Genomic DNA, 25,610 nt, shown 5'->3' on the forward strand with positions numbered 1-25,610 from the left:
GCGACATATTTTAGACTTGGTACATAACCTTTAATTTTATCTACTATTTTGATAATTATTTTTTAGATGAAATACAAATGTTAGATAAATACAAAGATAAAAATGAATTTTATAGTTTAGTCGGCATAAAATGTTATAGTTATGTACCAAGTCTTTTATAATTTATCTTTCCTTTCAAAATTTAAAAACCCTTTTCATCGCAAGAATTACAGATTCCAACTGTATTTTTATTACCAATGACATAGCTTTCGCTGTCGCATTCAATACAAAATATTACTGCCAAAAGAAAACACCCCCTAAAAGTTTGTAGAAAACAAAATCTTGTCATATGTATATGGTTTCTACAAAATTTACTTTAATTCGTAGTTTTGAACCTAAAAATTCGTTATATTTTTTTGATAGCTTGGAATTTTCTAGTTTTAGTGATGTTTTTAGAATTGAAATTTCTTTGGGGATGGTTACTCTTTATTTGAATGATAAACAATTAATTAAGTTTATTTGATTAGATGGTTGAACCGAAGATTTTATTAATACCTTTTTTGGACAAATTAATTATTATGGTAATACCTTTCATTTTTTACGCTATGATGACAAATTAAAGACTGATTTTAAAGATTTTATGTTTTTTTATTTAAAGGATTTGACAAGTGAATATTATTTCAGTTTATTTGATAAAATTTATAAAGTTTTAGGTGGTTTTTTTACACAATTCTTTTATGCGAGTTTTGATATGGATGCTTCTACTTATGTAGGATTAAGTTATAAAGGAATGCAAGAAATTCCTAAAAATGTTTTACAAATGGGGTTTTTCTATCGCTCATTAATTACTTTTTATCCCAAACAGTATTTAATTAACTTTGGTTCAACAATCGAAAATAGTAAGAATATGATTTTTCGTTCTTATTTCTTTGTTGAAGATAAAAGAATTATTAATGGTTTTAATAAAGGTGAAAGTTCTTATCAAATAAATTTTAATTTTGCCAAATTGTAAAGTTAAGTGCAACTAAATTATTTTTCTAACCAAATATTCGATTGGCGAAAGATAATTTAGTATTTTTCTTGGTCTTTGGTTTAAAGACAATATAAATTTATGAACTGCATTTTTAGTAGTGTTTGAAAAATTAAATTTTTTAGGAAATTTTTCTCTAATTAAACCATTAGTATTTTCATTAGTACCTCTTTGTCAAGGTGAATATGCATCAGCAAAATAAATTTTCACATTTAAATTTTTTTCAAGTTGTTGTCAATTAGCAAATTCTTTACCCCTATCAAATGTTATAGTCTTAACAAGATTATTTGGAAGAATTGATAAATAATGACTAATATTTTTGTTAATAACTTTAGTAGTTCTATTTTCAACTAATATTGCTAAAGTAAATCTTGATGTTCTTTCAACTAAAGTTATTAAACATGATTTACTTTTACCTCGTGATGATACTACAGTATCACCTTCTCAATGGCCAAGAGTTATGCGATTATTAACATTTCGTTCTTTAATGGATTTACCATTAAATTTACCCCGATTTTCTTGAGATTTTCGTTTCTTACCTTTTCTTCTTAAATTTTTACTAGTAACCTTTTCAAGTAATCCAGAATAAATTCAATTGTAAATTGTTTTAAAACTAATAATTCATTCTTGATGAAAATTTTTAATTCTGCCATAAATTTGTTCAGGCGATCAACCTAATAATAATTTTTGTTGTACATATTTTACTAATTCTCTATTTTTAAATTTATGAAAATAAACATGTAATTGTTTTCTATTTTCTGCTTTATTTTGTGCAATTAATGAAAAATAATGATTATTATCTTTATTTCTATTAACTTCTCGATTAATAGTACTAATACTTCGATTAAGATTTTTAGCTATTTCACTAATTTTTACTTTAAATTTCAATTGATTCTCAATATAAATTCTTTCATCTATGCCAAGATGTTTGTATCCCATATAAAAACTCCTTAAATTTACTTTTTCTAAAATAAACTTAGCATCATGAAATTTTTATATGAAATCTTTTGCAATTTTATTTACTTGCACTTACAAGTATAATTCAGCTTTTTTAAAAAAACTATGGTATTATTTAGTTAGACACTTTTGCTTTCCTAAAGCGGTGTGTCTTTAAAAGGATTTATTTTTAAGTATTCGATGCATTGTACAATGCATCGAATACTTTTTTGATATCAAGTTCCTGTTGCCGTTCTTGATGTTTGGGTGATTGATATGGTGTTGTTACATGATTATTATTGACATTCGCGATTTCATCTTCCGATACTCCGGTGTCTGTATTTTTTTTACGAGATAATAAAAATGTTTTTAATTGTTCCTGCTCTTTGGCCACTTGTTCTCGATGTCATTCCATACTCTCTTGTGCATTTTTAAATTGTATTAAAAAAGGGTTGGTTTGTTGCATATTTTTAAAGCGTTGGTTTTCCACTGTTAAAAAGTGGAAGCCTTTTAAGTTATATTTTTTAATTAATTCACGCCCACTAATTTTTTCGCGTCAGTTTTTTTGGGCGTCATAACAGTTATAAACATAATTGGGGATAATCCCAATTAAATAATTTTGTTTATTTTTATCTAAATGACAAAATTTCTTCGGGACGGAAATATAGTACTCAAAAACGCGGACTTGAACACTATCCTCAGTAAATTTTTTATTCACACATTTTTTTGGCGTAAAAAAATTTGAAATATCTTTTAAGGAATTTAATTGATTGAAGGCTTCTGATTTATTTTGTAAGATTGCTGTTTGCATAATCTATATGCTCCTTTCTGTGTTTTTAACACCCGATTGGGGCGATTAATTATTATTGCTTCTTTTTACTTAGTTAAATAAAAAAATAGGTAGAATGATTTTTTTTTCATTCTACCTATGTTATAATCTAATTAGGAAGAATGATGGTGTAGTCATCATTTTTCTTTTTATTTAATTATGCTTATTATAACATTAATTTTTACAATAAATTTATTTATTTGCTTTATTTTATAAAGTTTATGGAAACACAGTTATTCTTTAAATAAAGATAAATGTTTTTTAGAACTAGTATTCAATATCTTGAAAAAATGATATAAATTTTTATTTAATTGTTTATAATTAAATTCCAAGGCAAAGAGACTGTAGATTATTTTTTGGAGAAAGGAAAAGGTGTTGTAAATTTTATTAATTAGCAAAAATTAACGAAAAGGATTTGAATTAATATGAAAAAATTACTCGCTATGTTAACGACAATTACAAGCTTGTCGAGCATAACACCAATAATTTTAGCTAATGCCTCAGAAAAAGCGCCAGAAAATAAAATAGTAGATAACGAAATTAATTATTCGCAAACAAGTAATTTAGAAAATTTAAGTAGAGTTAAAAGAGGAAATAATAATTTTATTGAAAATCACTATTGTTTTTTATGTAATAACCGCTTATATGTAAAAATAAGCCATAGAAATTGAGAAAAAATAAGGTCTGAGTATAATAAAAGAACAAGAACCTCTCTTTATAATTTTGTATATGCTTTATTAAAGAATGAATTTAAAAAAATAAATTCATCCGGAGATGATAGAAGTCGGGATGATTTTCTTAATGAAGATATTGAAATTATTGCTTCTGTTATATATCAAAGATTTTCAGAGATTGATGAAGTTTTTTTAAATAAAATTAGTATTTACGAGGGTTTAATAATAAGAACAAATCGAGATAAATATTGAGAAAATAATGACGATTTTTGAGGAGCCCATGTAAACAAAGAAAATAATGGGGGAGAAGATTTAAATGATGCAATTGTTAATATACAATTAGGCGCATTAAATAATGAAGATGATGAAACAATTTTAAATGCACTAAAAGAAAAAAATCCCGATTTACTTATTGATAAATTATATGTTTTTGTAAAAAATGATTCTTGGGCCAAAATATGAGTTAGCAAACATAAAGGATTAAAAGAATACCAACTTGGAAGTTGAAAAGCAGTTTTTTTTACAGTTAGAAAAGATTTATCTACTGTAATTACAAACCTTAATTTAGGGGCCTTAAATGATAATGGTGTTTCTACTATAAAAGATGCTGTCAAAAAACTTAATCCCAGTTTAGATGTAACTGAAGTTGGCTTTAGTAACATTACAGATACGTCAGCCGATATTGAGGGTTGGTCACGTTATAATTCAAATAAATATCAGGGAGATAAAAAAGTTTTTTTTACAGTTAGAAAAGATTTATCTACTGTAATTACAAACCTTAATTTAGGGGCCTTAAATGATAATGGTGTTTCTACTATAAAAGATGCTGTCAAAAAACTTAATCCCAGTTTAGATGTAACTGAAGTTGGCTTTAGTAACATTACAGATACGTCAGCCGATATTGAGGGCTCACCACGTTATAATTCAAATAAATATCAGGGAGATAAAAAAGTTACTTTTACAGTTAGAAAAGATTTATCTACTGTAATTACAAACCTTAATTTAGGGGCCTTAAATGATAACAACAAAGATGCAATTTTAAATGCAGTTAAAGCTAAAAATTCTATTTTAGATGCTAGTGAAGTAGATGTTAGTGCAATAACAGATACGTCAGCCGATATTGAGGGCTCACCACGTTATAATTCAAATAAATATCAGGGATATCAAAAAGTTACTTTTACAGTTAGAAAAGATTTATCTACTGTAATTACAAACCTTAATTTAGGGGTCTTAAATGATAATAGTGTTTCTACTATAAAAGATGCTGTCAAAAAACTTAATCCCAGTTTAGATGTAACTGAAGTTGGCTTTAGTAACATTACAGATACGTCAGCCGATATTGAGGGCTCACCACGTTATAATTCAAATAAATATCAGGGAGATAAAAAAGTTTTTTTTACAGTTAGAAAAGATTTATTTACTGTAATTACAAACCTTAATTTAGGGGCCTTAAATGATAACAACAAAGATGCAATTTTAAATGCAGTTAAAGCTAAAAATTCTATTTTAGATGCTAGTGAAGTAGATGTTAGTGCAATAACAGATACGTCAGCCGATATTGAGGGCTCACCACGTTATAATTCAAATAAATACCAGGGATATCAAAAAGTTACTTTTACAGTTAGAAAAGATTTATCTACTGTAATTACAAACCTTAATTTAGGGGCCTTAAATGATAATGGTGTTTCTACTATAAAAGATGCTGTCAAAAAACTTAATCCCAGTTTAGATGTAACTGAAGTTGGCTTTAGTAACATTACAGATACGTCAGCCGATATTGAGGGCTCACCACGTTATAATTCAAATAAATACCAGGGATATCAAAAAGTTACTTTTACAGCTATACAAAATTTATCTACTGTAATTACAAATCTTAATTTAAATGTTATTGATAATAGTGATAAAGTAATTTTAAATGAATTAAATTATTTAAATCCTGATTTAGATATTTCACAATTAGAAGTAGTTGAAAAAACTAATATTTCTGCTATAATAAAAGAAAAAAAAGATAGTTCTAAATATTTTGGTGAAAAGAGAATTTACTATACAATAAATAATCAGCAAAATAAAATTATTGATTTAAATGAATTGATTAAAAAAGCAATTTTTTTCAAATTTCGAGATGATAACCCTAATTTAATTTTTAAAGAAATTAAAAATATTAATTCAAATAATTTACAATATTCAAATGTTCAATTAAAACAGCAAATTACTCCTAAATTTTCATTTGAAAAGCAATCTAAAGGAATTTGTTTTATTCGAACAATAATGAAAAATGATGATGATAATGAATCAGATTTTAATACCCCCCAATGTTCTTATGAATTTTCAACAGAAACAAGATATAGAATAACAACAGGAATAATTAGAATAGAAAATTTAGAAATTGGAAATTCAGAATCACAAGAAAGTAGTTTTTCTTACACTTCAAATCAAGTAAAAGAAAATAACACTTCTATTACATTATCTAATATTTTAGAAAATAGTGATATTAAACAAAATTCACAAGCACAAGAAAGTAGTTCTTCTCAAACTAAAAATCAATCACATGGATGAAATGTGGAAATAGGCGGTAAATTTTTGGGAATAGGTGCTTCAGGGGGTGCACGCGGAGAATATGGTTCTTCAGAAAGTGACGGTTCGTCAACTTCAAAAAGTTCTTCAGAAAGTAATGGTTCGTCAACTTCAAAAAGTTCTTCAGAAAGTGACGGTTCGTCAACTTCAAAAAGTTCTTCAGAAAGTAATGGTTCGTCAACTTCAAAAAGTTCTTCGCAAAGTATTAGCCTATCAAAAAATGTTAATTTAGATATTAGTGGTGAAAAAGTAGATAGAACGTCAAGTGTCATGACTTTCCCTTCACAAAAAGTCACAGTCGCAGCAAATTCATCAAGAATTATTACAGCAACACTTGAGGAAATAAAATTTCAAACTACTTTAAATTTGGAACAAGATATTTATGGAAATATCCAATTTGATATTTTGACTAAAAATAATGAAACAGTGCATTTTGATATCTCAATTGGACAACTAATGCAAAAATTAATAAAGTATGGCACATTGCCTGAAGAAATAACTGTTTATGAAGATGGAAATTCAATTTTTTTTAATGGAAAAATAGAATTTTCTATTAAAAAAGGATATAACGCAGAAATAGTAAAAGGAAGAAATCAACCACTAGAAAACTATTAATTATAAATAATAACAATTACAGAAAGGAAATAAAAATATGAAAAAACTGCTAAATTTATTGAGTGTCTTAACAATTAGTGGAACGGCAATACCGATGGTTATTGCCGCTAGTCCTTCTGAAACAAGTACAAATAGAAGTTCAAACAGAAATGAACAAAATAGTTCTTCTTTAACTCAAGGAAGAACAAACCACAACGCAACAACAGGAAGAACGCCAAATGGCACAAAAAGAACAGCAATACAAACAACAAGTATCAATCAGACAAAAACAAAATCATCAACACAAAACAGCCGAAGAACGCCAACACCGGCATCTACAAACAGAAATAATATTATTTTAAATAAAAGAAATTACTCAAGAAGTATTAGAGACTATATTGATAATAATTCTGGTAGGTCACAACCCCCGACCCAAACAACAAGTCACAGTAAGACAAAAATAACAAAAGACAAAGCAAATAATAATGTTTTTCGTGTCTATGGAATAAATCAACGTACAGGAAATAGAATATATGCCCTAAATCAAAATCCTTCAAAAGCAATTTTAGAACTTCCTTTAAAAAATCATGATGGCCAAGAAGTTACCGCGATTTTAAATCCAAATAATAATTTATATATGGATGGATTTATTGTTAATGATGCAAATGGTAAAAAAACATATTGACACTTTCAAAAAGAAAAAGAGACGGATAATGTTATTACTAAAATTGAAGGAATTGAATCGAAATGTCTTGGTTATGATGGTAGTTATCAACGAATAGGAAATCATGAGTTAATAATTTCTAAAAATTATATTAACGAATCAATTGATAAACTAGCTAGTGTTAATGATGACAATAAAAAAGGATTAAAAGATAGTTTATTAACAACAATATTTGTTACTTCTGAATCAATGCGCTTTTTTTCGGTTCGTAATGATGTTGCAAGAGTGTTACACTCTAGTGACGATCATCCACAAACTATTAATTGAGGACATTACGAAAATAAATTAACAAAGTGAGATGATAATAGTGGAAACTATATTAAAACAAAAATAGGCAACGGCTCAATGCAATTAAACGACGAAATTTCCAACAACAATGAGTTATCTCCAACACAAAAAGTACAAAAACAACAAAAAGAGATAGATGATATTGCTATTCTAAGTTCTAAAAGTTCTGAATTAAATAAATTTATACCACATAGAAACTTAGGCGCAATCAATACTGATCAACAAAATCAACCAAGTATTCCACAAATTAAAGAAGCAATATTAGTTAACAATCCTCATTTATCTATAGTTCCAAAAACAACAACGCTTGTAAAGGCACAAACACATATAAAAGCGGTGGGAAACGAAATATTCATCGGCGAATATAAAGACACGGAAGTAGCAGTAGCAAGTACTAGTAATTATCAAAAAGGAGAAAAAATAGATTTAGATATTAAAAAAGTTCGGGTTGAAAATATTACTTCAACAAAAGCCACAATTAGAACACCAGAAAATGAAGTTACTGTAACTTTTAACAAAAAATCTTAATTTTTATCAAAAACTCTTTATAATTAAAAATATACCTAAATTTGAACATCTATAATAAAATAAACACATAAGAAAAAAACCTGTGTGATAAAACTTTATTGGAGATGTTCTTTTAATTTAATTTATTGAGAAAAGAATATACAAAAGAAGAAAAATTTTCTAAAAAATTAAATTTTTCAAATACTAATAAAAATGCAGTTCATAAATTTATATTGTCTTTAAACCAAAGACCAAGAAAAATACTAAATTATCTTTCACCAATCGAATATTTGGTTAGAAAAATAATTTAGTTGCACTTAACTTTACAATTTGGCTTATTTTAATTGGTGAATTAACAATTCTAAACAAGTGGGATTGACCTGAATTTTTTTAATACATAATTGACCATCCGGAAGGGTGGTTTTAAAATAGCATTCGCCAATTTTAAGGGTTTTAAGGTCGTTGGGATGAACAATAAATTCATCCACTACTCGTACCGAACCCATATCAGCAGTGTTATTTTTAAAGTCAATTTGGCGAGTTAGTTTCTCGGTTTCTTGCGTACCAAAAACCTTGGCAAGGTATTCAGGACTTTCGACATCACTTACTTTATGGGCAATTATATTTGCTACATTTCCAAATATTGTATTTAAAAGTTTTTTATTATCTGTTGATAAGTCATCTGTTACTTGAAACGATAAAAAACATTGATAATTAAAACTACGCGATTTATTTATCAAGTTGATAATGGTTTCACTAGCAAAGACATTAAACTCATCTAAAACAACATTGATTTTTTGATTAACTGGTTTTAAAGTGGTTAATTCTTTTAAGTCTTGGATAATAATTTTACCAACCACCCCCGCTAGTTTGGGATACATCAACGAATTTATACTAAACAATATCGTTTTATGATTACTAATCAAGTCTAATAGATTGTTGCGGTTGCCGAGGGCTTTGCTTAATTGCATATTAGTAATATCAAGTTTGCTTAACATCCCGGATATTTCTTTTTCGGAAAAATTATTGCTAAGCATATCATAATTAACGCTTTTAACACCAACTAACTTTAATAATTTTTCAATATTAAAGTATTCAATGATATTTTTTAAAGTAATATCAATATTATTTATTAACATAGTATCTAATAATATTAATAAAAAATGTTGTGCTTTGTCCCGGTAAAAAGGTTCAGTAAAATCAAACAAGGACATTATTTTATCCGCTAAAATAACATTATCTTTATTTGAAAAAGGATTATATTCAGTTTCGCCGCCAATTTCTCAAATAAAAGCGTTGTGGTCTAGTTGTTTAACTTGCTTAATTAAATCAATGTCCCCCTTACCGTCAATGATAATAGTTGTTTGTTTAAATAATTTAGTTAGTTGTTTTACTAAAAACATTAAAGTTGTTGTTTTACCGCTTCCGGTTGTCCCGACTAATAAAGTGTGTTGAGTTAAATTGTTTTTTGGAATGCCATAACTCTTATCAAGGGCAAGCATTTTATATTGTAATGTTTTAAATTCTTTATTAATTGCTTTGTCTGTTTTTTGTTGTTTTGTTTTAGGATTATCCATATTATCTATTTTATGACTTGCATAAAACCAAAAGAAAAACAAAGTACCTATAATAAAAACAACAAGCGATATTATCCAACTATATTTATCGATATAACCAAGATTAAAATTTTTAAAATCTAATGTATGATATTTTAAAAACATAATAATTATTGCCGAAGCACAATTTATCAGACATAAAAGGATAAATGGAATTACTAAAATAAAAATAATTCAATAAATAATTTTATTACTAATATTTTTATCTCGCCAGTTTATTAATTTTTTTCACATTTAAAGCGTCGCCTTTCTTTTAATAAAAATAATCGGTTGTAACGCGCAACGCGTTATTTTAATGAATAAGATATCATATCTCAACGCCGTATAAACGATTTTATTCGTTCAACGATTCTTTGTGAATTTTAATTGCTTCAATTGTTTTGTTTCATTCTTTTTGATACATATTAATTAATTGCTGTCCTTGTCAAATTTCGCTTTTGATATGTATTTTAGCATCATTGTCATATAATCAAATATTATATTCATCATTGGCTTTTATGCTAACGGCCAACGATTTACCGCTCCGCGAACCGTGAATACACTTTTTACTAATTCACACCGACAACCCTTTATGCTCAGGGATAGAAAATAAATTGGATTTGTCAGTTTCGCGTTTGAGTTTTCTTCGGGCCATAATATTAACCGTTACTCATTCATTATGTTTTTGTTCCATATTTATTTTTCCTTTCCTAAGTTATTGATATCTTCATTGGTGCCAATAGCTTTGATTTCTTCGCTTGTTGCCACAACTTGTAAAATATAACGCGTATCATTGATGCTAAACAAGCACAACCCCTTTTTAGGAGTTAAAATAACATTTCTTTCATACTCATTGATCATATTATTATCAGTTAGTAATTCAGTGTAGTTTTGCAACCCAATCGAGTTCAAATGATGAATAAATTGATAAGTACATTGTTCAATTATTCCCCGTGCTTGGCGTTTAACCTCTTCGCCGTGTTGGGTAAAGTCCCCAATACTTTGCGTTAAGATATATAATATTCCGTTAAATTTTCGGCAAGTTTTCGACAAAGTAAACAAATAATTAAGGGCCAGCATGTTATCTTCGTTAATTAACAAATGGGCTTCATCTACCGCAATACAAATTCAACTCTGTTGGTCGGACGGTAAATTCATGTTTTCTTCTTTATTTTTTTTCATTATACGATCAAGCAACGCCAGTAGCAGATACATTTGAGCATTGGCAATAGTTTTTGATTTTGCCATATTATAAATATCAAAAACAATAAAATCGCTTTTAATTTCTAAGGTGCTAACGCCATTAAATAATATCCCGTCTACTCCTTTGGTTAATTTTCACAGTATTTTTTCTAACAAAGTATTTTGTTCTTTTTTATTAATCAAGTTATATAAATCAGCTAAAATCGGATAATCTTTTTTATTTAACTGGCCCAAATTTGTATCAGCAGTAATATTAAAGTTTTTATATGCCAAATTGTAAAGTTAAGTGCAACTAAATTATTTTTCTAACCAAATATTCGATTGGCGAAAGATAATTTAGTATTTTTCTTGGTCTTTGGTTTAAAGACAATATAAATTTATGAACTGCATTTTTAGTAGTGTTTGAAAAATTAAATTTTTTAGGAAATTTTTCTCTAATTAAACCATTAGTATTTTCATTAGTACCTCTTTGTCAAGGTGAATATGCATCAGCAAAATAAATTTTCACATTTAAATTTTTTTCAAGTTGTTGTCAATTAGCAAATTCTTTACCCCTATCAAATGTTATAGTCTTAACAAGATTATTTGGAAGAATTGATAAATAATGACTAATATTTTTGTTAATAACTTTAGTAGTTCTATTTTCAACTAATATTGCTAAAGTAAATCTTGATGTTCTTTCAACTAAAGTTATTAAACATGATTTACTTTTACCTCGTGATGATACTACAGTATCACCTTCTCAATGGCCAAGAGTTATGCGATTATTAACATTTCGTTCTTTAATGGATTTACCATTAAATTTACCCCGATTTTCTTGAGATTTTCGTTTCTTACCTTTTCTTCTTAAATTTTTACTAGTAACCTTTTCAAGTAATCCAGAATAAATTCAATTGTAAATTGTTTTAAAACTAATAATTCATTCTTGATGAAAATTTTTAATTCTGCCATAAATTTGTTCAGGCGATCAACCTAATAATAATTTTTGTTGTACATATTTTACTAATTCTCTATTTTTAAATTTATGAAAATAAACATGCAATTGTTTTCTATTTTCTGCTTTATTTTGTGCAATTAATGAAAAATAATGATTATTATCTTTATTTCTATTAACTTCTCGATTAATAGTACTAATACTTCGATTAAGATTTTTAGCTATTTCACTAATTTTTACTTTAAATTTCAATTGATTCTCAATATAAATTCTTTCATCTATGCCAAGATGTTTGTATCCCATATAAAAACTCCTTAAATTTACTTTTTCTAAAATAAACTTAGCATCATGAAATTTTTATATGAAATCTTTTGCAATTTTATTTACTTGCACTTACAAGTATAATTCAGCATATAACTGAATAATATATTCTTGTAATTTAGCCAGGTCAATATTTGTTAAATCACGATACAAATTTTTAAACCATTGTTCAAGCAACGAAATATGTTCCGAAAAATTATCGGTAAAAATTTCTAGGGGGTTTATTTTTGCTTTTGGGTTATTACCAAATTCGATAATTTCGCCACCGTGATAATTGGCAAGCCCGCCATATTCGCGTTGTGGGTCAATAATATAAATTTTTGTGTTATTACAATATAATCAGTTAAGTTGTTTTTTAACATTAAAAGTTTTTCCAAACCCCATTTGTCCAACAATAAAAGCATTGTGACTAGCTCTTGTTGATGATTTGGTTTTAATATCAAAGATTAACGGTTGTATTTGCTCGTTCTCACCCATTATTAGTCCTTGAGGGTCATTAAGGGGTTTGTTTGGAAACGGTCAAGCGCTCGCAAGAGTAATCGTTGCCATTTCTTGTTCGATATTTTTTAATTTGTCATTGTTATTAAACAACAAACATTTATAAGCTGTAAATTGGCGAAATGTTAAATCGTTAATAGTGAAACGATTTCTTATCATTTCATTTTTTAAATTTGCAACAACTTGGTCTAAATCTTTTTTGCTATCGGCAAAGCAAGTAAAAATAATCGAAACCATTTTCAAGGTTTCTCCACCAACTTGAATAAGTTGTAGTAATTCATTAAAATTTTGCAAATATAAGTTATATTCAATATCTTCGCTTGCTTTTTTGGTTTCTTGATCTTGAGCCCTTAAAATAGCTCTATCAAGTAATTTAAAGGCCGTCATATTATCTAAATGGCACACACGAATAGAAATATTCACATTTTCTATCTCACTAAAATTACTTAACCACATATCATTAACAGTCAATGGAAACTGATTAACAGAAAGATAACTGACAAATTTATTATTTGCCAGCTTTAAATACTTTGCGGTTTCTTTAATGGTTGTTGCTAAGGTTGAAACTAGACTATTTGTTGGGATAATTTTTTTATCAATAATTTTCTCAATTTCTTTACTTGTTGGCAAAGTGAACGAAAGATTTTGATTATAAGATAACAATGATAACTCAATTTTTTTATCATTGTTATTTATAAAAACAATTAAATAATAATTTTGTTCTAATTTTAAATCTTGGTTTTCCAAGTATTCAGACATCGACAAAAAATTATTTAATTGCTGTTTTTGGGAATTTTTTAAATTATCTTGTTTTAAAGTCCTTGTAAGATAGTGTTTATTTTTTTCAAAATTCAAATTGCTATCAATTTTGATAATTTCCAAATCAAAATTTAATGCTCGCATATAATTTGAAAAATCATAAATTGGGGCATTGCGTTCTTCTTGCGTTGACAATGTTAAATCAACAGCATTGATTTTATAAATCAGCACTTGTTTGCCGTTATAAAATACCACACGGTTTTTAATAATTTGAACTTTGTTGTTATTTTCTATGTTATGTTTTTTAGACTTAAATAAAAAACCAACAGCAATAAAAAGCACATAATATAATTTATCACCGTTTTTATTCGGTGAGATGAAAAAGATAGTCAAAATAGCAACCATAAGAGTTGTAATAATTCCTGCGAACAAAGATATTTTTGCAAGCAAAGTCAAAGATAAAGTTATTAAAACAACAGCGACAAAAATGATAAAAAGTTCTGGTAATCCAATACCGCCTAAAATATTTGAGACAGTAAATCGCACCCGACTTGCTTTTTTAGTGATTATTTTTGGGTTATTTTCCATTTTTTTTATTTCCTTTATTTTTCTTTGCTGTTTGTTTGCTTGCTTGCTCTAAAATACTATCTTTAACTTTATTGTTTTTTCATTGTTCTTTGAATGTTTGATAATCACTTATATTTGTCATAACTTTATCTTTTGTTTTCATTGTTTGATCCGCAAATGCACCCGAAATTCCCCCGGTATTGGGATTAAAGCCACCAAATAAAGTTCCTGCTGTTGCCTCTTTAAATGAGGTTCCACTTTTGATTGCGCTAGTTATTCCTCGTGTTACACCGATTGGTTTTCCAACAGCATTGCGAGCAGCAAATTTACCTGATTTTCACGCAAATTTACCACCAATTTTAGCGAGGTTAGTTGCCATCCCGAAAGACATTAAATTACCGACACTATCACTCATCGCGGTATTACCACCAATTAAACTCGTGATAATTTGTGGTGATTTTGCAACAGCAAAACCAAAGGCAAAGATACCAAGCAAAATAAAGATTGGTTGCGATAAAGCGTTCGGCATAAATGTTGCCACTTGTCCCAAAACCGCAATACCCATAATAAAAATATTGTAAGTGATAAACATAAAGGCATAACTAATAAAGCGCCCTAAAACCATATCTTTTCAATTACGAAACTGTTGCCCTTGGTCGGCAACACTCATCACAACCACCACGGGTGAGTAACACAATAAGATAAATAATTCAATTACCCGTCAAAATAAGAACATGCAAACAGTAAACATAATATAAACCATAAACCCCTCCGATATCAAACAAATAATATAACTAAAATTCCCACTATCCGAAAATGTCCACGACACTGGAATATAATCTAAATTATGAACCCCATTCATAAAACTACTATTAAAAATTGCTAAGGCAATATTATTAGTATCAACGAGGGCATTTTGCAAAAACAATTTAACAACCATCGTCATAATTGTGTTTGCCATAATAAATAATGTTGGGATTAATGGAATGGCAATAATGATAATCAACATATTTGTAATTGCTTGTTTCATTTCGTGACGGCGATTATTATACATTCACGAAATCGCTTTAGTACCAATAATGACAATAAACATAGCCATTGCAATCCCGAACAACAATCAATATATCGTTCCAATATTATCCATGCTAAATAATCGCTCGCTTAATGCCCCCCCACCAATAAAATACACAACATCTTGCATCCCACCTAACAACCAAACAACGGGGGTTATAAAAACAAGATACAAAATAGCACAAAAACTATCTATTGCTCACCCGATAATATTGCCCATTATGTTTGATCCACCAGTTGCTTGCATTGTCTCAACATTCAAAGTATTAGAAAAAAATGTTTGAATGTTATTTGAGGTTCCAGTATTAGGTAAAAACCATAATATCGCCAATAATATCGCAATTACAATGCAAGCAATAATTAACAATGGTATCATTACAATTGCCATTATTGTAAATATTTTTTTAAAATAAAATGCCACAAATCGCTCTAAACCTTGTTTTAATATTGGTTTTTTTGATTTTACAACCGCTAAATTATCTTGTTTTCGTTTTCAAAATAACATAATTTCACCACCTAAATTGTAATTGGGGCGATAGTATCTTTAAATGCCAACACAATCGCACTAGCAAGGATAACAATCAATAAACAGATTAAAACCCACATCACTTTTTTAATTGTTTCTTTACGGTTATTACTATCAGCGTTAAACTTACCACCAATGGCATAAACCCCAATCATAATAATTGCCGAAACGACCGCGCCAGCAATTAACACGGGCATTGTTATATCTAAAATTTTGTTAAGTAAATCATTGATGCCACTTGTTGCCAATAAATTAACCATTATTCATCTTCTTCTTCTTGATTGTTATCATTTTTGTTGTTTTGTTTCTGTTGGCGTTTAGTTTGTTTGCGTGCTAGTTCTTCGGCTTCTTCACGGTCGTCACGTTTTCACTGTTCAACTACTTTTTGCTGACGACGCGCATAAATTTTTGGCAAGATATATTTATTAAATACAAATCTTTTGAATAACAAATATGCTGTTCAAAACCCCGCCAAGACACCAACGACAACGCCAATAATTCACAGTTTACTATCGCCATCGTTATTATCAGATGTCGTGGTTTGTCCTGTGTTTGGGCCTGGGTGCCCTATGTGGTCTTTTGCTTGTATTGGAATTGTTGCCGCGGTAAAACTCAAAACTTTTGGACTACCCTCGACTGCTTGAACTATGACATCTTTGCTAGTAGTTCAATCGCCCGCAACAAGGTTATCAGCAAGAATTTTATAGTCGGTATTTTCTGCAACATCGGGCATATATTTTTCAACTTGTGTTTTTACCCTAGCTAGCAGTTTGATTTTATAGGTATTAATTTCATCTTGGGTAACATTTTTAATGTGATCAACAACAAAGTTATCTAATTGCAGTTTTAAATGTGCTAAACTCTGTTTTCAGATTTTCGATAACAAAAACAAATTATTTAGTTGATCAGCACTAGAACCACGGATATTTTTATATCCGTTATCTTCGGCCCATTGTTCAAAGTTTTTCCCATTATCGGTATTTCAATACTTTTTTATCTCTTTATCTGCTGCAATTTGTAAATAAATGTTATTAATGTGTCCTAATTCGTTTTTTAACTCAATTAAATATTTTCCGCGAACCGCACCAAGTTGACTCCCGTCAAGTTTAATGCCCTTGGTTATATCAATGTTTTCTTGTTGCCCGTTTTTTTCTCACTTGTCATCGCAGCCATATACCACCCCATTTATCACACTGCTTAGAGTTGGTTTTATCATTGTGATGGTACTTTCACTACTGGCATAGTAGAATGTATTAACTGGGTTTGTGATGTTACTTTTATCAAGTTGCGCTAAATAATCACTATCAACATTTGCGTCGCTTGTCGTTGATTGTAAATCAATCTTTGAATCAACGATTGTTGTTGGTACAACATTATACTTAACTACGACTGACCCACCATAACTTTTACTATCTGCTTTCGCGATTAAAGTTGCTTCGGTATCTGTTTTTGTCGCTATTTTCAGTTGCGTAAAATCATCAATAATATTATTATTTGTTTTGTTTGCTGCCAATAAAATAGTGTCATCGTTGTTATCAATGATATTTCCTAAATCAGGTCTTTTAATTAACGTGCTTAACTGTTTTTTTATTGGCGTTGTGGCTGGTTCTATTTTTGCCAACATTGACACCATAATTTCACTCGTATATTGTTTTCCATCCAAAGTAAAAAACACTTGTAATTGGTGGTCTTTTTCACTAGTTTCGGGTTTAACATTAATTTTTCATTGTTTATTTGTTTGACCTTGTAGGACATTATCAAAAACAACCTTATCAATGTTCGGATTAGTAATGGCAATATTTAACTCCCCATCAACAACAACCGAGTCAGGACGAGTTCAAATTTTTGTCTTGCTACTATCAATTAGATTAAACTGACTTTGTTGTTTTGTTCAATCTAACGACGGAAAGGGAGGCATTTCCGCCGAGAAAGAAGTTATATAATGCTTAGAATCATGTAATTTATTCACTAATCCAATTATAATTTTTACATTAACAATTTCTAATATAGTATAAATATCTGTTTTAAATCCACTACCAGGAGTATTAAAAGATTGTAATGTTCCGTTGTCTTTATAAAAATTAAATGCAGAAGTTCAGTTTTTATAACCAAACAAACGAAATCTATTAGGATATTCAAGTTTAATATCACTAGGTCAGGTAAAACCACTTTCGCTTATATCTAATCAATAATCACCATGATGAATTAATTTAGTTTTTTTTAAACTAGAAAACCCTAAATTACAACTTTCACCACATTGACTGGGGTTTTTTGTAGCTCGTTTAACTCTTTCTAGTGTTGTGTTGGCTAGCAATGGAGCGGTAGTGCTAGCTGCCAGCGTAGTTATAGTTAATAAACCAAGTAATTTTTTCATATTTATTTGTTTCCTTTCTTTTAATAAAAAAAGGGAATAACGCTTTAGCGTTATTCCCACAAGTCAATTTCTAACATATTTTACAAGAGTACCGAAAATTACCCCTATAAAATATGTTAAAATTGTCTGTGGAAACGCTAGTTAGCCGCTAGTGTTTCCACGATACTAAGTTATCCCTAAATAACTTAGTATCACTTTATACAATTTTAATGAGTAAGAAGAACAAACTAATTACTGCTATTATTTTACCACACCAAATAAATTGGTGTGGTTTTTTTATATAATTTCTCATTTCTTCATCAATAAAATCAATAATAATATCTTTAGCAAATTCGGCCTTGAATTCTTCATTCGTTTTTAAAACATCTAATAATTCTTTGGAAATTTTATATCTTAATATAAAATCATCATCATATTTTGTTAAGTGTTCTGAACAAAAAGGACAATTAAGAGCAGGAATTAATATATTTTCTTCACAATAACGGAACAATACATAAGTTATCTTTTTTCTTCTTTTTCATGGTTATTTTATATTTATAACTGGTCAATTAATTGTTCGAATAAAGCTGAGATTGATAATTTATTTTCTAAAGCTATTTTTTTTACTTTTTGGTATTTTTCAGGTAATAATGTTAAATTAACATGTTGTTTTTTACCCCCTTTATTAATTTTTATTTTATTATCTTTTATTTCTTCTTTTTCAAAAGATTTGTTTTTATTCAATAAAGTACCGGACACATCTTTACTTATTGTTCCTATTTTGCTTTGAGAAAATATACTTTTTCGTTCTTCCATAACTATAAAACTCCTTTTTGTTCTAATTCATCCACAATATTAAAATAAGGGTTTTCATCTTTTTTTAAAATTTTTATAACAGGGATTCCTGTTATTTCGCTTGCTTTAAAAACTTGTTTTTTTCTAATTTCTTGTGGTATTGTAATTGTTTTCAAGTTGCTTTCTTTTATTTCTTTAATAAAATCTTTTGAAATTGAAAATGTGTCAAAATTATTTAATATTACAGCTTTAATATTATTATCAATTTCTAAATCTAGTGAAATTTGTTCTCACATATTTCCTACTATATCTAAAGCTCTTAATGAATGAACCGAGTTATCTGAAACTAATATAATACTATCAGCTACTGCATAAGCATTAATATTAGTAATATTTAAACTTGGGTTTGTATCAATTAAAATATAATCATATTTATTTGATAAATAATCTTTGTTTTTATTAATATATTTCATAAGTTTAGTTTCTCTAGATATTTCATTAAATAACTTTACTTCTAAACTTGACATTCCGATATTAGTTGGTACTATATCCAAATTATTAATTTCAGTTTTTAAAATTAATTCTTTGATATTTTTTCCCTGATTTATAAACATATTCATAGCTAGTGACTCAAATACATCCAATTGAAGACACTGAGTTAAATTTCCTTGCGGGTCAAGGTCAATCAATAATATTTTCTTATTTTCTTTTATAGATAAATAACCTGCTAAGTTAAAAGTAAAATTCGTTTTACCAACGCCACCCTTTAACGCTCCTACTGTAATAATTTTCATTCTTTCACACTTCCTTTCTGATAAGTATTAAAATACATTTTATTATACTCATTTATGTATTATTATACTTAAAATTATAAGTATGTAAATACTTATTTATGTATTATTATACTTATTAGTATACATATTTAATAAAATTAAACACTTATAGAACCAGAGCCCTTTTTTGTTCCCTGTGAAAATAACTTTCGGCGCGTTACAACCGATTATTTTCATTACATAATAAAAAAACCCTTATTTTATAAGGGTTTTAAAGTATGGGACTAATTAACATTATTTGGTTTAAATTGATGCATATAAAAAAACTACTAACTAGTGTAAAATCGCAAGTTGGCGTTCCGAAAACGGAATATAATAATACTACTGACAAACAATTTCTTAATATATGTCTTTTGTCACAATATTTCAACTCCCAAACTTTATTATTTACTTTTTGTTATTTTTTTTACCTTTTTAATTAATTCTTTGTTTTTTTCTTTGTTTTTTTCTTTGTTTTTTTCTAAAAATTTTAAAGCGTTTTTATTGTGGTTGCTATAAATTTCGTTTATTTTTTCTTGCAATGTTGTTTGGTCTAAATTATCACCCATTAACATTATTTGTTCTTGTATTTTTCCTCCTTGCCCCTTTACAAAACAATCATCACAAAAATAAATTTCTAAAAAATGCGGCAGTGCTTCGGTTTGATATTTTTTATTACATTTTTCACAAGTATACATTTTTTACCTCCAATTAATGTTATTTTAAATAATATCTAAAATACTATCTTTAACTTTATTGTTTTTTAAATGTTGATTTTTAACTTTTATTAAATAATTTGTAAAATATTCTTGTCATAGTTCTCATGCTTTTGTTTTTAAATCATCGGTTGTTAAAAATCAATATGTAAATCCTTCAGCTATAAATTCATAATTACTAACTAAAGAATAGCTACTAAAAGCAAAAGATTTAAAAATTTTTTCTATATCGATATCTAAATTATTAAAATTAATAATTTTACTTTTTAAAAATTCTTTTAGGTGAAAAACAATATCAATATTATTAAATTCATAATAATAATGTATTATATGCCCTAATTCATGAATTAAAGTATGAAAAAAATTATTAGTTGATTTCCCACCCCTTTTTCATTCATTATTTATGGTTTTTTCATAAATACATTCTAATGAAAATTGGGATATTTGAATAGTTCTATTATTTTTTGTTGTTATACCAAATGAACTAAGATTTTTATTAATTATTATTGCAAATAAAATATTATCAGCAGATTTTTTATCTAAGACATTGGCAACAAAATTGTAAAATAATAAAATGAGATGTTTTAAGTTGTTTTGGTATTTTTGGCAAATATTACTATTATTTATTAGTTCTTTTAAAGATTTTCTTACACCCGGGTGTAAGAAAACAAATAATTCTTCAAGAGAGTTAAATATTTTTTGTTTATAAAAAGATAAATTTTTATTATCTGCTGTACTTAAAAAAGCATTAGTTAAATTTTGTTCTGTTTTTTTTAAATTATTATAAGTTCCATGATAATCATTTTGATTATATCGATAATATTTATCATCTTTATTGTAAGCTCATGTTCCTTTATATCCTCTATCTTGAAATAAAAACGGGTTTGGTTTATATATTTTATTTATTAAATTGATATTGTTTTTATCCGAAGGGTTTGGTTGTGAAATTAATTTTGGAATGAAAAAAACAAAGTATAATAAATACAAACTAAAACTGATTAAAGGAAACAGTATTAATAAAATTAAAAATGTACTAACATAAATTAATTTTGTTTTTTTCTTGTCTTTTTTCATTTTTTTATTCCTTGTTGTTTCAGATCTCGTAGGTATTTAGTTCTTGCCAAGCATAGTTATTGATTTGTGTTTCAATTCAACTAGCGAGCGTTTGCGTTGGAGTAACTCAATGGACTTGGTAGTTATCTTTATAGTATTTGCGAAGACCATCAAGTTTTTTTCTAAACCGCTCTGGTGTTTTTCTTGTTCGCTCAAATTCCACTAATTGAATTGACCCATCATTTTTATAAACAATTAAGTCGGGGTAAGCGTTGAGATTACCGTTTTCCATTTTGAGCTCGCGTTCTGTTAGATAATGTTCGATGTCGTCTTGGGCGACAAGTCATTTAATCAATAGACTTGGTACATAACCTTTAATTTTATCTACTATTTTGATAATTATTTTTTAGATGAAATACAAATGTTAGATAAATACAAAGATAAAAATGAATTTTATAGTTTAGTCGGCATAAAATGTTATAGTTATGTACCAAGTCTAATATATCTTGGTGCTGTAGTTCATAGCAACTTATCTTAATTGATTTTTTATGCTCACGACCAACAAAAGAATTTCCCTTATGAGAAAGATAATAAATGTTTTTTCTTGTATGTTGGTCTATTTTATAAAAACCTTTTGGAGCGTGATAATCTAATAATCGCTCAATAGTATTTTGATTTTTATTTAATAATAATGCGATTTGTTCTGAGTTTAAATATCCCCAACGATTTATCATCATCAGTATTTTTTCTTGTTCTCCCATAATTACACCTCCTTATCTAAACTTTTTTGTTTTATTAACAGGGTGGGTTTTTTTCTTTTTTCGGTTCCTTTTTTATTTTAAGGGCTTGGGCAAAAAGAAAAAAGGAACACCACTGCGGAACACAACATCCACCCGAAACCCCGTGCTATCAACATCGTTGGGAGTTCGGGGTTTCGGGTGGTCGGCTCGCCAAAATGCTTGTCGTTCCGCAAGATAAGCAAAAATATTATATCATATTTTTAATTTTAAAAAATCAAATAAATACCAATAGAAATTATCTTATAAATAGTTTTAGTTATTTTATTTTTTAAATAAAGTAGTTACTAATATTCTTTAATCCTGCTTAATTCTACTTGTTTAAAATATAATGTTAATTGTTTTGTGAATAGTATTGTTAGGAAAACGAGCACCAAAATAAAAAAATAAAAACATAACAAAAAACTTTTTTATTTTTGCCAAATTGTAAAGTTAAGTGCAACTAAATTATTTTTCTAACCAAATATTCGATTGGCGAAAGATAATTTAGTATTTTTCTTGGTCTTTGGTTTAAAGACAATATAAATTTATGAACTGCATTTTTAGTAGTGTTTGAAAAATTAAATTTTTTAGGAAATTTTTCTCTAATTAAACCATTAGTATTTTCATTAGTACCTCTTTGTCAAGGTGAATATGCATCAGCAAAATAAATTTTCACATTTAAATTTTTTTCAAGTTGTTGTCAATTAGCAAATTCTTTACCCCTATCAAATGTTATAGTCTTAACAAGATTATTTGGAAGAATTGATAAATAATGACTAATATTTTTGTTAATAACTTTAGTAGTTCTATTTTCAACTAATATTGCTAAAGTAAATCTTGATGTTCTTTCAACTAAAGTTATTAAACATGATTTACTTTTACCTCGTGATGATACTACAGTATCACCTTCTCAATGGCCAAGAGTTATGCGATTATTAACATTTCGTTCTTTAATGGATTTACCATTAAATTTACCCCGATTTTCTTGAGATTTTCGTTTCTTACCTTTTCTTCTTAAATTTTTACTAGTAACCTTTTCAAGTAATCCAGAATAAATTCAATTGTAAATTGTTTTAAAACTAATAATTCATTCTTGATGAAAATTTTTAATTCTGCCATAAATTTGTTCAGGCGATCAACCTAATAATAATTTTTGTTGTACATATTTTACTAATTCTCTATTTTTAAATTTATGAAAATAAACATGTAATTGTTTTCTATTTTCTGCTTTATTTTGTGCAATTAATGAAAAATAATGATTATTATCTTTATTTCTATTAACTTCTCGATTAATAGTACTAATACTTCGATTAAGATTTTTAGCTATTTCACTAATTTTTACTTTAAATTTCAATTGATTCTCAATATAAATTCTTTCATCTATGCCAAGATGTTTGTATCCCATATAAAAACTCCTTAAATTTACTTTTTCTAAAATAAACTTAGCATCATGAAATTTTTATATGAAATCTTTTGCAATTTTATTTACTTGCACTTACAAGTATAATTCAGCTTTTTTAATATGATTAATAAATTTTTTCTCACAAGCAACATGCAAATATCGTTTATCACTAAATAGATGTAAACACCAGCGACATATTTTATAATTTATCTTTCCTTTCAAAATTTAAAAACCCTTTTCATCGCAAGAATTACAGATTCCAACTGTATTTTTATTACCAATGACATAGCTTTCGCTGTCGCATTCAATACAAAATATTACTGCCAAAAGAAAACACCCCCTAAAAGTTTGTAGAAAACAAAATCTTGTCATATGTATATGGTTTCTACAGTTTTTAATAAAATATTATTGTAGTTTTATAATTAATGTGTAATAATATTTATTGTATATATGGCACTGTGGCCAAACTGGTTTAAGGCATTGGACTGCAACTCCTTGATTATCGGTTCGAATCCGATCAGTGCCTCCATAAGATATTAAGTAAAATCACAGTTAAGTGATTTTTTTAATTAACCAATAGGTAATAAAAAATAATTTGTGATATTACTAATTAAAGTTATGAAATATGAAATTTTTGTTGTCAACAGAGCGGTAATAATATATAATAACTTTGTTATTTAATGACACCATAGGCGCCCATAGCTCAATTGGACAGAGTGCTTGACTACGGATCAAGAGGTTGCGGGTTCAACTCCTGTTGGGCGCACCATTTTATTTTAATACGGGAAGTAGCTTAGCTTGGTAGAGCGCTCGGTTTGGGACCGAGAGGTCGTAGGTTCGAATCCTATCTTCCCGACCATATTTGGCGAGATAGCTCAGTTGGTTAGAGTGTTCGGTTCATACCCGAAAGGTCGAGAGTTCAAGTCTCTCTCTCGCTACCAAGTTATGTTTACAGTTTGAAAACGACTTTATTTAAAAAATAAAGTCGTTTTTTAGTGTTTCTTTTCTTTTGGTTCTAAACTTTCCATATATTCAACAAAGTTTTGTACTTCTTCATAAATTTCTTCATAAGCGTGCTCTTCCGAATAATGTTCGTTAATATATTCTAGTAAGTGTTCAAGAGTATATTGAAGTTCTTCATTATCAATTTCTAATTCTCAAAAGGCAATTAAATTGTTAGGAAGATAAATGCTGTCATATTTGATAATGATTCTTTGTAATACTTCTCTAATAACATCAAAGCATCGTTGTAAGGGATTATCTTTTAAAAAGTATTTATAATATACAGGATATAATAAGTAATCAAAGAGATAATATTTATTTAAGGGAATGTTAAAGTGACTATTGGCAAGATGATTATTTTTCATTGACATTTGGTAGTATAACCATTTAACTAGTCGTAAAGTTTGCAAATAATAAGTATTAGTGATTTTATTTTTTTCTTGAATGTTTATTATTTCAATTTGTGGGAAACGAGTATAAAAATCACGACTTCTTAGACGATAAAAAATACCTTCTAAATATGTCTTTTTACTACGAAGTGAATAATTATCAAAATGAAAATAACGAAAGGTTGGAATTAACCTGAGATGAAAGCCGGGAAAAATTTGTTTAAATAAAATAAATCCTAAATCAAAGTAGAAATCATTTTTGTCTATTAAATCTCATTTTTGAGTAATGAAGTGTTTAATTGCTTTACTAAAAAGAAAGTATTTAGCATCCTTTCAGCGTGGAAAATCTTGTTTAAATTGACTTATTTGGCGTTTTGTAAAGCGATAACCACTAGATGGCATTTCTCAATGGTATCATTCATAACACATTAATAGGACATTAGAAGTCGTTATTGTTTTGTGAGTAATATAAAATGTAATTTCATTTTTAACATCAATTGTTGTATTTCAAGAGCATTCTTCATCTAATAAAATTTCAATACAATCTTTTTCATTATTAAACTGAAAATTTTTAAAAATTTCTTTTAGTTGTTGGTGAATTTCAAGAATTGCATTCATTTTTTGAGATGGATTACCATATATTTTAAGTTGTTCGTTAGTCATAATTTGCCACCTCTCGTTTACTATCGTTAATCTTATT

General features: G+C 27.7%; 23 protein-coding genes and 4 tRNA genes. 9 read left to right on the forward strand and 18 right to left on the reverse strand.

The features are described from left to right. Positions 1–334 precede the first annotated feature (334 nt). Positions 335–991, forward strand: coding sequence for a hypothetical protein (locus tag ACFEL5_RS03080; RefSeq protein ID WP_375315656.1), 657 nt, complete (start codon positions 335–337; stop codon positions 989–991). 12 nt (positions 992–1,003) lie between these two features. Here the strand turns inward: ACFEL5_RS03080 and ACFEL5_RS03085 are convergent, their stop codons facing one another. Continuing rightward, positions 1,004–1,948 carry an IS30 family transposase gene (locus tag ACFEL5_RS03085; RefSeq protein ID WP_338966716.1) on the reverse strand — a complete coding sequence of 315 codons (945 nt, stop codon included), beginning with the start codon at positions 1,946–1,948 and terminating at the stop codon, positions 1,004–1,006. Positions 1,949–2,135: 187 nt separating this feature from the next. Next, positions 2,136–2,756 (reverse strand): hypothetical protein, encoded by a 621-nt coding sequence (locus tag ACFEL5_RS03090; protein WP_375315657.1) that lies wholly within the window; start codon positions 2,754–2,756, stop codon positions 2,136–2,138. Positions 2,757–3,199: 443 nt separating this feature from the next. On the opposite strand from ACFEL5_RS03090, the gene ACFEL5_RS03095 reads away from it, so the two are divergent. From ACFEL5_RS03095 to ACFEL5_RS03105, 3 genes are all read left to right on the forward strand, one after another. After that, entirely contained in the window at positions 3,200–6,637 is a 3,438-nt protein-coding gene (locus tag ACFEL5_RS03095; protein WP_375315658.1) for a hypothetical protein, read from the forward strand. A gap of 37 nt (positions 6,638–6,674) precedes the next feature. Continuing rightward, the gene (locus tag ACFEL5_RS03100; RefSeq protein WP_375315659.1) at positions 6,675–8,156 is read left to right on the forward strand and encodes a ribosome-inactivating family protein; all 1,482 of its coding nucleotides are present in this window, start codon (positions 6,675–6,677) and stop codon (positions 8,154–8,156) included. Between the two features lie 125 nt (positions 8,157–8,281). Continuing rightward, positions 8,282–8,446, forward strand: coding sequence for a hypothetical protein (locus tag ACFEL5_RS03105; RefSeq protein WP_375315660.1), 165 nt, complete (start codon positions 8,282–8,284; stop codon positions 8,444–8,446). Between the two features lie 24 nt (positions 8,447–8,470). Here the strand turns inward: ACFEL5_RS03105 and ACFEL5_RS03110 are convergent, their stop codons facing one another. The 15 genes from ACFEL5_RS03110 to ACFEL5_RS03180 form a co-directional block, all read right to left on the reverse strand. Beyond that, entirely contained in the window at positions 8,471–9,856 is a 1,386-nt protein-coding gene (locus ACFEL5_RS03110) for a type IV secretion system DNA-binding domain-containing protein (RefSeq protein ID WP_375315661.1), read from the reverse strand. 229 nt (positions 9,857–10,085) lie between these two features. After that, the gene (locus ACFEL5_RS03115; RefSeq protein ID WP_375315662.1) at positions 10,086–10,424 is read right to left on the reverse strand and encodes a hypothetical protein; all 339 of its coding nucleotides are present in this window, start codon (positions 10,422–10,424) and stop codon (positions 10,086–10,088) included. A 2-nt stretch (positions 10,425–10,426) separates the two neighbouring features. Then, positions 10,427–11,206: a hypothetical protein gene (locus ACFEL5_RS03120; RefSeq protein WP_375315663.1), complete on the reverse strand. Its 780-nt coding sequence runs from the start codon at positions 11,204–11,206 to the stop codon at positions 10,427–10,429. Between the two features lie 19 nt (positions 11,207–11,225). Continuing rightward, complete coding sequence (locus tag ACFEL5_RS03125; RefSeq protein WP_338966716.1) at positions 11,226–12,170, reverse strand: IS30 family transposase; 945 nt, start codon at positions 12,168–12,170, stop codon at positions 11,226–11,228. 90 nt (positions 12,171–12,260) lie between these two features. Next, positions 12,261–14,033: a hypothetical protein gene (locus ACFEL5_RS03130; RefSeq protein WP_375315664.1), complete on the reverse strand. Its 1,773-nt coding sequence runs from the start codon at positions 14,031–14,033 to the stop codon at positions 12,261–12,263. Then, positions 14,023–15,588: an Mbov_0396 family ICE element transmembrane protein gene (locus tag ACFEL5_RS03135; RefSeq protein ID WP_375315665.1), complete on the reverse strand. Its 1,566-nt coding sequence runs from the start codon at positions 15,586–15,588 to the stop codon at positions 14,023–14,025. The genes ACFEL5_RS03130 and ACFEL5_RS03135 overlap by 11 nt, the downstream gene beginning before the upstream one ends. 11 nt (positions 15,589–15,599) lie before the next feature. After that, on the reverse strand, positions 15,600–15,869 hold the full coding sequence (locus tag ACFEL5_RS03140) for an Mbov_0395 family pilin-like conjugal transfer protein (RefSeq protein WP_375315666.1): 270 nt from the start codon (positions 15,867–15,869) through the stop codon (positions 15,600–15,602). Further along, entirely contained in the window at positions 15,869–17,983 is a 2,115-nt protein-coding gene (locus ACFEL5_RS03145) for an adhesin (protein WP_375315667.1), read from the reverse strand. Before ACFEL5_RS03145 ends, ACFEL5_RS03140 begins: the two co-directional genes overlap by 1 nt. Positions 17,984–18,179: 196 nt before the next feature. After that, a complete protein-coding gene (locus ACFEL5_RS03150; protein WP_375315668.1) occupies positions 18,180–18,473 on the reverse strand; it encodes a hypothetical protein in 294 nt (97 codons plus the stop codon). A gap of 44 nt (positions 18,474–18,517) precedes the next feature. Beyond that, positions 18,518–18,778 (reverse strand): hypothetical protein, encoded by a 261-nt coding sequence (locus ACFEL5_RS03155; protein ID WP_375315669.1) that lies wholly within the window; start codon positions 18,776–18,778, stop codon positions 18,518–18,520. A 2-nt stretch (positions 18,779–18,780) separates the two neighbouring features. Further along, positions 18,781–19,551 carry a ParA family protein gene (locus ACFEL5_RS03160; RefSeq protein WP_375315670.1) on the reverse strand — a complete coding sequence of 257 codons (771 nt, stop codon included), beginning with the start codon at positions 19,549–19,551 and terminating at the stop codon, positions 18,781–18,783. A gap of 422 nt (positions 19,552–19,973) precedes the next feature. Beyond that, positions 19,974–20,267: a hypothetical protein gene (locus ACFEL5_RS03165; RefSeq protein WP_375315671.1), complete on the reverse strand. Its 294-nt coding sequence runs from the start codon at positions 20,265–20,267 to the stop codon at positions 19,974–19,976. A gap of 24 nt (positions 20,268–20,291) precedes the next feature. Then, positions 20,292–21,359, reverse strand: coding sequence for a hypothetical protein (locus tag ACFEL5_RS03170; RefSeq protein WP_375315672.1), 1,068 nt, complete (start codon positions 21,357–21,359; stop codon positions 20,292–20,294). Between the two features lie 4 nt (positions 21,360–21,363). Then, positions 21,364–21,693 (reverse strand): hypothetical protein, encoded by a 330-nt coding sequence (locus ACFEL5_RS03175; protein WP_375315673.1) that lies wholly within the window; start codon positions 21,691–21,693, stop codon positions 21,364–21,366. Between the two features lie 884 nt (positions 21,694–22,577). Further along, positions 22,578–23,522: an IS30 family transposase gene (locus ACFEL5_RS03180; RefSeq protein WP_338966716.1), complete on the reverse strand. Its 945-nt coding sequence runs from the start codon at positions 23,520–23,522 to the stop codon at positions 22,578–22,580. A gap of 58 nt (positions 23,523–23,580) precedes the next feature. Here ACFEL5_RS03180 and ACFEL5_RS03185 point away from each other — a divergent pair, with 58 nt between their 5' ends. From ACFEL5_RS03185 to ACFEL5_RS03205, 5 genes are all read left to right on the forward strand, one after another. Continuing rightward, positions 23,581–23,724, forward strand: coding sequence for a hypothetical protein (locus ACFEL5_RS03185; RefSeq protein WP_375315674.1), 144 nt, complete (start codon positions 23,581–23,583; stop codon positions 23,722–23,724). Positions 23,725–23,971: 247 nt separating this feature from the next. Continuing rightward, positions 23,972–24,048: transfer RNA gene (locus ACFEL5_RS03190), tRNA-Cys, on the forward strand. A 163-nt stretch (positions 24,049–24,211) separates the two neighbouring features. After that, positions 24,212–24,288: transfer RNA gene (locus ACFEL5_RS03195), tRNA-Arg, on the forward strand. 13 nt (positions 24,289–24,301) lie between these two features. After that, a tRNA-Pro gene (locus tag ACFEL5_RS03200) sits at positions 24,302–24,378 on the forward strand. 5 nt (positions 24,379–24,383) lie between these two features. Then, positions 24,384–24,460: transfer RNA gene (locus ACFEL5_RS03205), tRNA-Met, on the forward strand. A 51-nt stretch (positions 24,461–24,511) separates the two neighbouring features. Here the strand turns inward: ACFEL5_RS03205 and ACFEL5_RS03210 are convergent. Then, entirely contained in the window at positions 24,512–25,573 is a 1,062-nt protein-coding gene (locus tag ACFEL5_RS03210) for a hypothetical protein (RefSeq protein ID WP_342189549.1), read from the reverse strand. Positions 25,574–25,610 lie beyond the last annotated feature (37 nt).

This window comes from Spiroplasma endosymbiont of Tipula paludosa, from assembly GCF_964264785.1.
GTDB lineage: Bacteria > Bacillota_I > Bacilli_A > Mycoplasmatales > Nriv7 > Nriv7.